The sequence below is a fragment of the Pseudidiomarina sp. WS423 genome (assembly GCF_050750165.1).
GTDB lineage: Bacteria > Pseudomonadota > Gammaproteobacteria > Enterobacterales > Alteromonadaceae > Pseudidiomarina > Pseudidiomarina fusca.
The window spans coordinates 26,193-39,555 of sequence record NZ_JBOJLN010000012.1 but is presented as its reverse complement, the minus strand read 5'-3'; the positions used below and the strand labels follow the sequence as shown (position 1 = coordinate 39,555).

General features: G+C 48.0%; 9 protein-coding genes. 4 read left to right on the top strand and 5 right to left on the bottom strand.

From position 1 onward, the window contains the following. Nucleotides 1-80: 80 nt before the first annotated feature. On the top strand, nt 81-587 hold the full coding sequence (gene coaD, locus ACQ661_RS09890) for a pantetheine-phosphate adenylyltransferase (RefSeq protein WP_153827026.1): 507 nt from the start codon (nt 81-83) through the stop codon (nt 585-587). Nucleotides 588-650: 63 nt separating this feature from the next. Here coaD and ACQ661_RS09885 read toward each other — a convergent pair whose 3' ends face one another. Continuing rightward, on the bottom strand, nt 651-1,985 hold the full coding sequence (locus ACQ661_RS09885) for a sodium-dependent transporter (RefSeq protein ID WP_313933214.1): 1,335 nt from the start codon (nt 1,983-1,985) through the stop codon (nt 651-653). 181 nt (nt 1,986-2,166) lie between these two features. Between ACQ661_RS09885 and pckA the strand changes: the two genes are divergently transcribed. Beyond that, nucleotides 2,167-3,768, top strand: a complete 1,602-nt coding sequence (gene pckA / locus ACQ661_RS09880; RefSeq protein ID WP_431668260.1) for a phosphoenolpyruvate carboxykinase (ATP) — start codon at nt 2,167-2,169, stop codon at nt 3,766-3,768. Nucleotides 3,769-3,905: 137 nt separating this feature from the next. Here the strand turns inward: pckA and ACQ661_RS09875 are convergent, their stop codons facing one another. Both ACQ661_RS09875 and ACQ661_RS09870 read right to left on the bottom strand, forming a co-directional pair. Continuing rightward, nucleotides 3,906-5,018 (bottom strand): diguanylate cyclase, encoded by a 1,113-nt coding sequence (locus ACQ661_RS09875; protein ID WP_431668259.1) that lies wholly within the window; start codon nt 5,016-5,018, stop codon nt 3,906-3,908. 24 nt (nt 5,019-5,042) lie between these two features. Next, nucleotides 5,043-7,049, bottom strand: a complete 2,007-nt coding sequence (locus ACQ661_RS09870) for a S9 family peptidase (RefSeq protein WP_110076640.1) — start codon at nt 7,047-7,049, stop codon at nt 5,043-5,045. Nucleotides 7,050-7,164: 115 nt separating this feature from the next. On the opposite strand from ACQ661_RS09870, the gene ACQ661_RS09865 reads away from it, so the two are divergent. Then, the gene (locus tag ACQ661_RS09865; protein WP_313933210.1) at nt 7,165-8,943 is read left to right on the top strand and encodes an SLC13 family permease; all 1,779 of its coding nucleotides are present in this window, start codon (nt 7,165-7,167) and stop codon (nt 8,941-8,943) included. Here the strand turns inward: ACQ661_RS09865 and fabR are convergent. Then, a complete protein-coding gene (gene fabR / locus ACQ661_RS09860) occupies nt 8,912-9,532 on the bottom strand; it encodes an HTH-type transcriptional repressor FabR (protein WP_313933209.1) in 621 nt (206 codons plus the stop codon). The two genes, ACQ661_RS09865 and fabR, sit on opposite strands and share 32 nt — an antisense overlap. 201 nt (nt 9,533-9,733) lie before the next feature. Here fabR and ACQ661_RS09855 point away from each other — a divergent pair, with 201 nt between their 5' ends. Continuing rightward, nucleotides 9,734-10,888, top strand: coding sequence for an acyl-CoA desaturase (locus tag ACQ661_RS09855; protein ID WP_431668258.1), 1,155 nt, complete (start codon nt 9,734-9,736; stop codon nt 10,886-10,888). A 59-nt stretch (nt 10,889-10,947) separates the two neighbouring features. Here the strand turns inward: ACQ661_RS09855 and ACQ661_RS09850 are convergent, their stop codons facing one another. Beyond that, a complete protein-coding gene (locus tag ACQ661_RS09850; protein WP_431668257.1) occupies nt 10,948-13,281 on the bottom strand; it encodes a Tex family protein in 2,334 nt (777 codons plus the stop codon). Between the last annotated feature and the right edge of the window lie 82 nt (nt 13,282-13,363).

The window sequence follows — 13,363 nt, the reverse complement described above, 5'->3', positions numbered from 1 at the left end:
TGATTCATGGATTTATGTTGCATAGTTTACCTGATCTACAGGGGGCTGCGCATCCTCATTTATGCAACGGGAGATAATTGATGCATAAACGCGCTATTTACCCAGGCACCTTCGATCCTATTACGAACGGCCATGCGGATCTGATTGAGCGGGCAGCAAATTTATTCAGTGAAGTGATTGTAGGCGTTGCCAACAGTCCTAGCAAAAAGCCGATGTTCTCATTAGCAGAACGAGTAGCTTTGGTACAGCAAGTCACAGAGAATTTGAACAACGTTACGGTTGTTGGTTTTAGTGGTTTGTTGGTTGATTTTGCTAAAGAGCAGGGCGCTACTGTACTTATTCGTGGGTTGCGTGCGGTTTCAGATTTTGAGTATGAATTTCAGTTAGCCAATATGAATCGCCGGCTGTTTCCGGGCCTAGAAAGTGTCTTTTTGACGCCCGCTGAAGAGAATTCCTTTATCTCTTCAACGTTAGTGAAAGAAGTCGCTATTCATCATGGCGATGTCCGCCAGTTTACCGATAGTCGTGTCGCAGCAGCTTTAGAACAGCAAGTTAAACTGCGCGATCAGGCAACCAATCAGAATTAACTCGATGAATCATCGTTAAGGCTCTAGTGAGCCTTAACGCTCGATAAGCTGCAACTGAACAGCTTAAAACGCAACATCCACGAATACCCAGAGCAATAGTAGCGGGCACACGACCCGTAAGTGCCAGAACAGCAAACGATACTTCAACTGCTGTTGGGCAAGTTCACGTAAGCGATTGCTCCGCTGCCATAACCAACCCAACACAATAAAATAAAACAGCCCAGACAGCGGCAATTGGAACTGAGTAACATAGGTCACCACCCAGTTGAAGAGTGGTTCAAACCAAATCACCAAAGCACTACCGATGACGGCTATCAGCGCAGCAATAATCCAAGCTGCTTGGCGTCGTGACAGCTGGTGTTGCTCGATGGCATAGGCAATGGGCACTTCCGCAGTAGCAATCGTTGAGGTCAGCGCAGCAATACTGAGTAGCGCAAAAAAGGCAAAGCCTAGCCAAGCTCCGGCCGTACCTAATTGAGCAAACAATTGCGGCAAGATTTGAAAGATCAACTGGCCTTCTCCAATCAGTTGGTCGCCCTCTGCAACGCTGAGCCCTTGTGCCATAGCGACATATAACGCAGGAATGATCAGCAACCCGGCTAGAAACGCAATCAGTGTATCCAGCCCTGCCACCCCAAAGACTAACTTGCCGATACGGGTGTCTTTAGGCAGGTAACTCCCATAGATCATCATGCCGCCCAAGCCGATCGACAACGAGAAAAACGCTTGTCCCATCGCTGCGACAATCAGCCCCGGTTGTTGTAATGCGGATAAATCAGGAATTAAGTAGGCCGCTAAACCAGTGCTAGCACCCGGCAAAGTAAGAATGTAGGCAATGAGACTCAGTAGTAGAAGCACCAACACCGGCATTAAACGCCGTGACCAGCGTTCGATACCTTGTTGCACGCCCTTAATGACAATCCCAAAAGTAAGACTAATAAAGGCAAACATCAGCACCAAGTCGCGACTATGACTACCGGTTTGCAGCCACTGGCTTAGTTGGTCTAGGTTGAGCGCAAGAGCGAGCGACGCTAACCCCTGCGCCAACATCCAAGCGGCGACTAAATGGTAAAAACTCAGCATCAAGATGGCGCCACCGACATTCAGGTAGCCCATACCGGCACCGGCCGCAGCACCCACTCCAGCGGGGCGTTGTGCCAAGCTACGTAAGGCTTGCACGGGGTTGGCTTGAGCCGCATGGCCCAACGAGATTTCGGTATAAAGTGCTGGAATAGCGAGAATTAATACCACTAACAAATAGACCAACAAGAACACGCCGCCGCCATGATTAGCCACTTGGGTCGGAAAGCCCCAAATATTGCCAAGCCCTACGGCAGAGCCCGCGGCTGCAAGAATAAAGCCTATTCTGGTATTAAAAGCATCACGTATCATAATCACAACTATAGGTTGGCAAGTTGGCACTCTAGCGCCACTTAGGAATTAAAAAGTTAGCAAAAACTCAGCCATTCTAGCCCCTAAGACATAGGTTAGACTATTATTTTTGAGCATTTCGGGTTAAAATCTCGCCCCACGAATTGTCGTTAATTTAAGCTAAACTAAACCCGCAGGAGTTCAGCCCATGACTGATCTGGATTTAAGCCAATATGGCATCACAGACGTCAGTGAAATCGTACACAACCCTTCGTACGATGTTTTGTTCGAAGAGGAAACGCGCGATGACCTTCATGGTTACGAAAAAGGAACCGTCACTAAACTAGGCGCAGTTGCCGTTGATACCGGTATTTTTACTGGTCGCTCGCCGAAAGATAAATACATCGTTCGTGACGAAACAACCAAGGATACGTTGTGGTGGGCTGATCAAGGCAAAAACGACAACAAAGCTATTTCACCAGAAATCTGGGCCGATTTAAAGCAGACCGTAACCACTCAGTTATCAGGTAAGCGTCTGTTTGTAGTAGATACTTTCTGCGGAGCTAACGAAGACACCCGTTTAGCGGTGCGCTTTATCACAGAAGTTGCTTGGCAAGCCCATTTTGTAAAAAACATGTTCATTCGTCCAAGCGCAGAAGAACTAGCTAGCTTCAAGCCAGATTTTGTGGTGATGAACGGTGCTAAATGTATCAATGCGAAGTGGCAAGAGCACGGTTTGAATTCTGAAAACTTCGTGGCTTTCAATTTAACTGAACGTATTCAGTTAATTGGTGGTACTTGGTACGGCGGCGAAATGAAGAAAGGTATGTTCTCGATGATGAACTACTTTTTACCATTAAAAGGTATCGCTTCGATGCACTGTTCAGCCAACGTGGGTGAAGCCGGTGATGTGGCGATCTTCTTCGGCTTGTCAGGTACCGGTAAAACCACCTTATCGACGGATCCGAAACGTCAGTTAATCGGTGATGATGAGCATGGCTGGGATGACGATGGCGTGTTCAATTTTGAAGGCGGCTGCTACGCGAAAACCATCAATCTGTCTGAAGAAGCTGAGCCAGATATCTATCGTGCTATTCGACGCGATGCATTGTTAGAAAACGTCACTGTTTTAGCGGATGGTACCGTTGACTTTAATGATGGCTCAAAAACTGAAAATACTCGGGTTTCCTATCCAATTCATCACATCGATAACATCGTTAAGCCAGTGTCTAAAGCTGGTCATGCGAAGAAAGTTATCTTTTTGACCGCTGATGCCTTTGGCGTACTACCGCCAGTGTCTAAGCTGAGCAAAGAGCAAACTGAGTATTACTTCTTGTCAGGCTTTACCGCTAAATTAGCGGGAACTGAGCGTGGCATCACTGAGCCGACCCCAACTTTCTCTAGTTGTTTTGGCGCAGCCTTCTTGTCGTTGCACCCAACTCAATATGCTGAAGTTTTGGTCAAGCGTATGGAAGCTGCCGGCGCAGAAGCCTACTTAGTCAATACTGGCTGGAATGGCACTGGTAAGCGTATTTCTATCAAAGCGACCCGCGCTATTATTGATGCTATCTTGGATGGCAGCATTGAAGATGCTGATTTTGTGCAGTTGCCATACTTTAACCTAGCCATGCCAACGGCATTAGCTGGGGTTGAAGACAGCAATATTTTAGATCCACGTCACACTTATAGCGACGTGATTGAATGGGATTTAAAAGCGAAAGATTTGGCACAGCGTTTTGTCGCGAACTTTGAGAAGTTTACTGATAACGCAGAAGGCCAAGCCTTGGTTGCTGCTGGCCCGCAGCTATAACATGTAAGCTAGTGCCTATAGCTGGCTTTATAGCACAACAACTCAGCTTGTCTCTAGTATGAGACCTGTCTTACCGAGACAAGCTGAGCTTTTAAATAAACAGCTTCCTTTGCTCTGTCTGCTTAAACCTCATAGCCTTAATAACTACTACTTACCACGCAATTACGGCCACCATGCTTAGCTTTATAAAGGGCATTATCAGCATGCTGAATAAGTTCTACTGCAAGCGCAGAAGTTGATTTACCCGAAGCCGCCGCAAGTTCTGGGGTAAGTACTGCGGTACCTAGACTTAAGGTTAGATTAAGTTGTAGGTTAGTAAAACTATGATTACCTACATTGACACGAATGCGTTCGGCCAGCTCAGCCACTTCTTTACTGTTGGTTTGGGGACAGATAATCAAGAATTCTTCACCGCCCCAACGCCCCAGAATATCTGCTTCGCGCACGTTATTACGCAACAGCTTAGCTAGCTCAATCAACGCTTCATCACCCACCAGATGACCAAATTCATCATTAATTAATTTAAACAAATCGGCGTCAATCATGATCACTGCCAGCGGTTGCTGTTGGCGTTTTGCTTGCGATACTAAGTGCCCTAACATGTGATCTAGGTGCGAGCGATTATAAAGCTCAGTAAGCCTATCGGTAGTGGCCAACAAAGTGAGTTGTTTATTTTTATCTTCAAGAATGATTTGGGCCGCCGCCCGGGTGCGTTCATGATGACGGATGGTCATCACCAAAAAAGTGGTCGCTAAAGTGATATTAAAAAGGCTGGCCAAGTTAAATGAGTGCTCTGACCATTCAGGTGCACGCCATAGTAAAAAGCCTATCACGTAACTGAAAAACAAAAGATTGATATAAATAGCCTGGCGCCCACCAAGCAAAAAGAAAGACAGCGATGGCACAATCGTCAGCCAGTAATAAGAATAGTTGCGGCCTTCAGCTACATGCAAGTAGACCAACATAAAGCTAATGATCAAACCTACCGTAAGCTGCCCAGCTAAACGAATATTAAGCGTACTTTTGGTATAGCGTTGAACTGCGGTAACCAAAACTGCTGCCACTAAGTCCACCAGTGCCATATCGAACAGCAATAGCACTAAACTGTTTAGGAGCACAAAAAAGACAAAATAAACCTGTAAAAAGGCAAGCACAGCTTGTAATAGCTGTACTTGCCGATACCGTAAATCTTCAGGTTCAAACTGATGCGGAATCACCCACCAACTAAGGTAACTTTTGATTGCATCCATGGTGAGTGATCCTTGTCTTAGCCGTTAAAGATTATCAGCGTGCGGTAATTCATGCGCTGGCGCTTCTTTACCACCATCTACTAAAAAGTGTTGCATCCAACGCATCAAACGCATGGAGTAGTCTAGCTGCGCTGCAACGCGACGGTTACCATGGCCTTCGCCCGGATACAGCACTAACCGTACAGGAACTTTGCCATGGGTCTTCAGATAACGGTAGAGCTCCATCGACTGACTTGGATGAACTCGCGTATCTTCTTTACCGTGCATAATTAAAATCGGCGTGCGAGCTTTTTCGGCGTGGTAAATAGGGCTGCGCTCTAGGTACCATTGCCATTTCTCCCATGGGTAGCTACGGGCGTGCACCGCGTGCATTTCTTTGGCGATATCGGTGGTACCGAACTTAGAAATGTTATCGCTGATACCTACAAACATCACGCTTGCGGCGAAGTGTTCAGTTTGTGCGGTGGCACCCCAAGCAGAAGCAAAACCGCCGTACGAGCCACCGGTGATACCGACTTTTTTGGCATCTACTAAGCCCATCTCAACCAAATGGTTTTTGCCATCAACTAAATCGTCAAATTCCTTACCAGCATAATCGTTCTGGCCAAGTTTAGAAAACTCAACGCCACGACCTGTACTACCACGATAGTTCGGGAAGAATAATGCAAAGCCCTGCTGGGCAGCGTATTTTACCGGGCTGCCATAACGATCCAACCAACCATCGCTGTAATGGGCCTCAGGACCGCCGTGTACGACCATAATCAACGGGTACTTGGTGCCTTTGTTGTAATCAGTTGGATACACCACAATGCCTTCAAGCTCTAAACCATCACGAGCTTTGTAAGTGATGGTTTCTTGGCGTGGCTGGGTAATATCAGCTAGCCATGGGTTTGAGTCGGTAACGCGTTGAAGCTGTTGGTTGCTCAAACGGAACAGTTCAGTTGGATGCTCAGCACTGTGGGCGCGAACAAGAATATCGTTCTGGCCTGGTGCTGCTTCAATATCTACGGCAATCAGCTTACCTGGCTCGAGTAGGGTACGGCTTTCGAACCACTGCATGGTAAGTGCTTGTACCTCACTTTGAGTGCCGCGATGACCTAACCAAATCAACTCATCATTTTTACGCCAAGCAATGTCTTGCACGTGGCCTTGATAATCAGGCAGTACATCTTTGCGTTCGTTGTTTTTGCTGGTGTCATAAACGTACAAACGGCCACTTGCTGGGTCGTTGTAATCGGCCGCCGCAATCACCGCCAAATACCGCCCATCCGGAGAGAACTCAGCTTTGCCAAGTTTTCCTTCTGACGCAAATGTGGAGACAGGCTTGCCAGCATAATCGATTAACTGATACTGACTACTCATGTAGTTATCATCAACTAAGGCCGTAGGTGCGGTACGTACCAACAACTGCTCACTGCCAGGACGGAATGCCACCGAAAGAACTTGCTGATTATCCGTCACTTGGACTGGCTCAACAGTATCTACTTGAGTGTCAACTAACCACGCGTGAGTAAAGACATGTTGTTCTTCATAAATTTCTGCGCGAAAGCCTTTCTTAGCTAATTTGCTCTTGTTTTCATCAGCTTTGGTTTGTGCTCTAAAAGCAACATAACGGCCATCAGCGCTAATGCTGTAGCTGTAAATGTTGTTTACATGGCTCACCACTTTCTGGGCTTCACCACCTGTGGTTGCCATACGGTACAGACTAGTGTGCTTGTCATCACCACGCTTGGCTAAGAAGTACAGAGTTTGACCATGAAAACTAACTTGGCTGAAGCTCTCTTTACCGGTAATAAAAGGCACCTTAGTATCGCCCAGCACTGTGTAGAGCGCTTGATAAGAACCACCATCATCATCTTTGTATGGCGTTCTTGGGGTGACTTGCGTGTAGGCAGCAAGTTGGCCATCTGCGGCAAGCACGGCGCTGTTAACTGAACGTACCGTAATGGTTTCAGTTAATGAGATATCACGTGCCATGGCTGGTAACGCAAGGGTTGCCGTTAATAGCACCAGGCTAAGTCGTCGCAACATAGAATACTCCTTGGTGATTGTTATTGTAAATTTCGCTTCATATTAACAGTAATTTTATTGACTTCACAAAAAATCACGCCAATCTGTAGGTTATCGAGCGACTAATGGACTCTTTATGACCGACCAGCTACTTATAGGTGCGATTTTACTTGCGGCGTTGGCACTTTTTATTTGGGATAAATGGCGTTACGACTTGGTCGCTATGTTGGCTTTGTTAGCCGCTGCAGTGTTTGGCTTAGTGCCGGCTGCAGAAGTATTTACTGGGTTTGGAAATCCCGCTGTGATCACGGTAGCGGCGGTACTTATTATTAGTCATGCCATGTGGCGCTCAGGGGTGGTAGATGCCCTGGCTTCTTTGATGAAGCGGGTGGGCGATAACAGCTTTTTACAAATGGTGGCGTTAACGGGGCTAACCACCTTATGCTCTGCCTTTATCAGCAATACCGGCACCATGGCTATCATGATTCCGGTAGCCTTACAGTTATCTCGAAGCGGTTTAGGCCATGCTTCAAAAGTGCTGATGCCAATGGCGTTTGGCTCGCTGTTAGGCGGTACTATTACCATGATAGGTACGCCACCAAACATCATCATCGCCGACATTCGGCAAGCAGCCTTGGGCACTAGCTTTGGGATTTTTGATTTTACCCCTGTTGGCCTCACCTTAGCCTTGGTCGGGCTGGTGTTTATGTGGATCTTCAGTCGTATTTTGGTACCTAGCAGTGGCAGCCGGAATGCGGCTAATTCACCCTACGATATGAGCTCGTACTTAACTGAACTTTACGTGCCGGCTGGAGCTGCGCTCATTAGTGAAACCCTGTATGAGTTTGAAACCAAAATCAAAGATAGCTTTGCGGTGGTGGCGGTGAAGCAGGGCAAACAAGTGATTACCGCGCCACCGCGCTATTACCGCATTAAACAAGAAGACGTGTTAATTATCGAAGCAGACACCGAAACCCTTCAAAAAATTATCGATGCGACGGGTTTTGAACTCAATGCAGATGAAGAATTAGATCAACGATTTTTGGTGTCCGATGATATTCAAGTGGTAGAAGGCGTGGTGGGCCCTGACTCGCGGCTGATTGGTCGCTCGGCAGCGGATCTACGCATTCGTCACCGCTTTGGCGTCAATATTTTGGCTGTTGCTAGGCAGGGGCAGCCAGTAAAACCTAACTTAGCAAATATTCGCTTTAAGCCTGGCGATGTGTTGTTACTTCAGGGCGATGCCGAAGTGCTTGCGGATGTGTTTCGGCGGTTCGGTTGTTTCCCCTTAGCCCAGCGCAGTATGCGCATCGGGGGGACCCGCAAATTATTTACCCCACTGATTATCTTTGCGGTAGCTATTGTTTTGAGTGCGCTTGGCTGGCTGAGTGTGCCGGTAGCCTTCACCGCTGCCGCTGGCGCTATGGTATTTGCCAATATTATTCCCTTGCGCGAGCTCTATGAAAATATCGACTGGCCGATTGTGGTATTGCTGGGCGCTACTATTCCGCTAGGGTCTGCGTTGGAGCGTAGTGGTGCTGCCGCCACCTTAGCCGATTGGGCGCTACATATTAGTTCAGGTGCCCCCGCTGCGGTAGCCATGGTGGTGCTCTTAATAGTGACAGTGGCACTCTCTAATGTTGTTAACAACGCGGCTGCCGCGGTATTGATGGCACCGATAGGGCTAAGCATGGCTAGCACTTTAGGGGTCTCCGCTGATCCGTTTTTAATGGCAGTGGCCATAGGTGCGGCACTACCTTTTATGACGCCGATAGGGCATCAATCAAATATCCTCGTGATGGGACCGGGCGGTTATGCTTTTGGTGATTATTGGAAGCTTGGACTACCGCTCACCTTATTGATGATTGCTGCCGCTGTGCCGCTTATTCTTTGGGTATGGCCGCTGTCCGCGTAGCTTCTGCACCACGGGCAATGATGCGTAGCTGATGAATAGTTTGCTCGGTCAGCCGTTGGCGCTCCTTGTTGTCCGCATCGAGCGCATCGGCGCCTACACTAAACACAATGCGCACAATCGCATCGGCCTGCAGTTCTGCAAGTTCACGCGTAAATTTTTGCTCGTCTACTAAATAATCTTCTAGCTCCGAGGTAAAGTGCTCGACTTCGCGCGCTACCGCCATCCGAAATTCTCGTGAGTTGCCGGATTTTTCTTGCAATAACAACCTGAAAATAGCCGTGTTGTTGTTCACAAACTCCATAAAGGTGGTCACTGAGGCGCGAATAATCGAGCCACCTTTGGCGATTTGCTGCCGCGACTGGCGTAATAATTGCCGTAGCGTTAAACCACCTTCATCAACTAACGTTAAGCCTAGCTCTTCCATATTTTGAAAGTGCCGATAGAACGAAGTAGGGGCAATTCCGGCTTCCCGCGCAACTTCGCGTAAACTCAAACTTGCATAGCCATGTTCGGCGCTTAATTGATTCATCGCTGCTTGAATGAGCGCGCGTCTAGTTTTTTCTTTTTGTGCAGCACGAATACCGGCCATGGTGATATCTCTGATTATCGAAGGTGATGGAACTATTGAAGTGGCTCAAGGGTGATTATGTCAGTGAACTCATGTTCACGCAATTCATCGTATCTTAGGAACTTTTGCTTGCACCAAACGCCTAACCTAGGTAAATTGAGCGTACACGTGTTCACTTAAAGTGGAACATAGTGTTTCATTTTTTGTTTATTGGTTGGTGTTATGTCTGCACAAAATAATTCAGCAGCCGCTGAAAAACCCCCTATCATTTGGCTAAATGCGTTAGTTTTCGCAATTACCTTTGGTATTACTGTTGTTGCTGTGCCTTGGTATGCAATAACGCACGGATTCTCTACCGCATTGATTGTGGGAATGTTGGCAACCATTGGTTTTGCCGGTATTTCAATTACTGCGGGTTACCATCGTTTGTGGGCGCACCGTGCCTACAACGCACATTGGTCGTTACGCGTACTGTTTGCGCTGGGCGGTGCTTTAGCCGTACAGAACAGTGCGTTACATTGGTCTTCAGATCATCGTGAACATCACAAGCATGTCGATGATAACGACAAAGATCCCTACTCAGCCAAACGCGGCTTCTGGTATTCGCATATCGGTTGGATGCTGCGTGAGTATCAAGCGTCGCGTTACACCAACTACGATAACGTCAAAGATCTGCAACAAGACAAAGTGGTCATGTGGCAGCATCGTAACTACTTAACCTTAACCTTGTTAACCAGTTTTGGCTGGCCCATCTTGTTTGGCCTGTTAGTGGGTGATATCTGGGGTTCAGTGTTATTAGTGGGCGTGGCTCGCTTAGTGATTAATCATCACACCACTTTCTTTATCAACTCGCTGGCGCATGTCTGGGGTAAGCAAACTTACACTGACCGCAACACCGCGCGTGATAACGGAGTACTGGCTTTATTAACCTTTGGTGAAGGCTACCATAACTACCACCATATCTTTTCAGCGGATTATCGCAACGGCATTCGTTGGTGGCATTTTGACCCAACCAAATGGTTGATTCGAGCTTGTTCATGGCTTGGTTTAACTAGTGATCTTAAGCGCACCAATGGTTATCAAATTGAAAAAGCCCGGCTAGAAATGCAATTCAAAAAGGCCAAGCAAAAAGCACAAGTGTCCTGTGAGACAACCTTAGCTAGATGGCATGAAGAGTATGACCAGCTGATGGCTAAATTGCGCGAGTACTATCAAGTACGTAAGCAACTGCTAGACGTTAAAGCCAAAGCTTTAGCAGATAGTGTGCACCTACCTACGATGGCTGAATTACAGCACCGAGCGGAAGAGTTGCGTGCTACCTTTATGGCGCATAAACGAGCATTTCAGCAGCAGTTGAAGTTGGTACCTGCGAGCTAACAGCAACCCTTGCTGAACAGATAAGAAAGCCCTACTCAGCATGAGTAGGGCTTTTTTTATTACTTTTTAGCTTTGGCAAAGGCATCGGCAAAAGCCGAACCCATCGCTGAATTTGCAGCGGCCGGTTTGTTTGGTGATGTTGATGCGCGAGCTGGCGCACCTTTGCGGTTCGTCTTAGCGGCATTCTTACCCGCATTACCCGCCGGAGCCGGGGCAGGGAGGTCATCGGTTAAACGCATGGTTAAACCGATGCGTTTACGTGCGACATCTACCTCGAGTACTTTGACTTTCACGATATCACCCGCTTTGACCACCTCGCGCGGATCGCTTACAAACTTGTCTGAAAGAGCCGACACATGCACCAACCCATCTTGATGCACGCCAATATCGACGAAGGCACCAAAGGCAGCAACGTTACTCACCACACCCTCTAGCGTCATGCCTGGAGTTAAGTCGTTAATGCTATCGACACCCTCTTTAAAGCTGGCTGTTTTAAACTCAGGGCGTGGGTCGCGACCTGGCTTATCCAGCTCACGCAAAATATCGATGATGGTTGGAATACCAAATTTATCATCGACATAATCGGCCGCTTTCAGGGTTTTCAAGAACCCAGAGTCACCTATGAGTTCAGCAACTTGCTTGTTGTTACTCTGAGCAATGCGCTCGACCACTGGATAAGCCTCTGGGTGCACCGCCGAAGCATCCAGAGGTTGAGTACCTCCCATGATGCGTAGAAAGCCAGCAGCTTGCTCAAAGGCTTTGGGCCCCATGCGCGGCACTTTTAATAATTGCTGGCGCTGCTCGAACGCGCCGTGGGTATCGCGGTAAGCAATAATATTCTGTGCCACCAATTTCGATAGGCCAGCTACTCGTGCTAATAGCGCCGCCGAGGCCGTATTGATATCTACTCCAACGGCGTTAACGCAGTCTTCTACCACAGCATCCAAACTTTGCGCCAATTGCGCCTGACTCACATCATGCTGATATTGGCCCACGCCAATAGATTTGGGCTCAATTTTCACCAACTCTGCCAGTGGGTCTTGCAGGCGTCGGGCAATGGAGACAGCGCCGCGTAGCGATACGTCTAAATCAGGAAACTCCTGCGCCGCAAGCTCAGACGCCGAGTACACCGAGGCACCCGCCTCGTTCACAATAACCTTGTGCGCCTTGAGTTCGGGTAGTGCTTTAAGCATATCGCCGACCAATTTATCGGTTTCACGCGAGTGAGTACCGTTACCGATAGCAATCAGTTCAACTTTATATTGCTTACACAAAGTCGCCAAAGTCCGAAGCGATTTATCCACTTGGTTTTGCGGCTGAAAAGGAAACACGGTGTTGGTGGCAAGGACTTTGCCGGTAGCATCTACTACGGCAACCTTCACCCCGGTACGTACGCCTGGGTCAAGCCCCATGGTCACTTTCGCACCAGCTGGTGCTGCCATCAGTAAGTCTTTTAGGTTGTTGGCAAAAATCTGAATGGCATCGGTTTCAGCTCGTTCGCGTATCGCGCCAAAGAGTTCGGTTTCCATGTGCAACAAGATCTTAATCCGCCAAGTCCATTGAATCGTTTGTTGCAACCAAGCGTCCGCGGCACGCTGCTGGTGCTGCCAGCCCAAATGGCTAGCAATAATGTGTTCACAGTAACTGGGGGCTTTAGCATCCTCTTGGTGTGGATCTGCCACCAGCTTGAGTTGCAAGATCCCTTCATTGCGCCCGCGGAACAGCGCTAGGGCTCGGTGCGAAGGGATTTTCTTAAGTGCTTCGCTGAAGGCAAAGTAGTCGCGATACTTACTTCCCTCTTGCTCTTTGCCACTGGCAACGGTGCTAGCAATTTCCGCTTGTTGCCATAAATATTCACGTACTTTCTTCAATAGGGCCGCATCTTCGGCAAAGCGCTCCATCAGAATAAAACGCGCACCTTCAAGAACGGCTTTGCTATCAGCAAACCCAGCTTCGGCATTAATGTATTGCTCGGCTAAGGATTCTGGCTGTTGCTGCGGTTGTGTAAACAAGGTCTCAGCCAAGGGCTCTAGCCCTGCTTCTATCGCGATCTGCCCCTTAGTGCGACGCTTTGGCTTGTAGGGTAAATACAAGTCTTCTAGTTCGGTTTTGGCTTGGGTGCTCTTAACCGCGGCTGCTAGTTCAGGAGTTAACTTACCCTGTTCGGCAATACTGGCCAAAATAACTTGGCGCCGGTCTTCTAAATCACGCAAGTAAGTTAAGCGTTGGGCTAAATTGCGCAACTGAGTGTCGTCTAGGCCACCGGTAGCCTCTTTACGATAACGGGCAATAAAAGGGACGGTAGCGCCATCATCTAATAGCGCGATAGCAGCTTGGATCTGCTGCGAGCCTACCGCTAATTCGGTCGCAATTTGCTGGGTAATCGAGCTCATGGTTTCTCTCGTTAGCTAAAAATTGGGGCCAAGTATACCAGTCTATAGAGGTGCTAGCATTCTCAAATTAAACCTCTTAAGA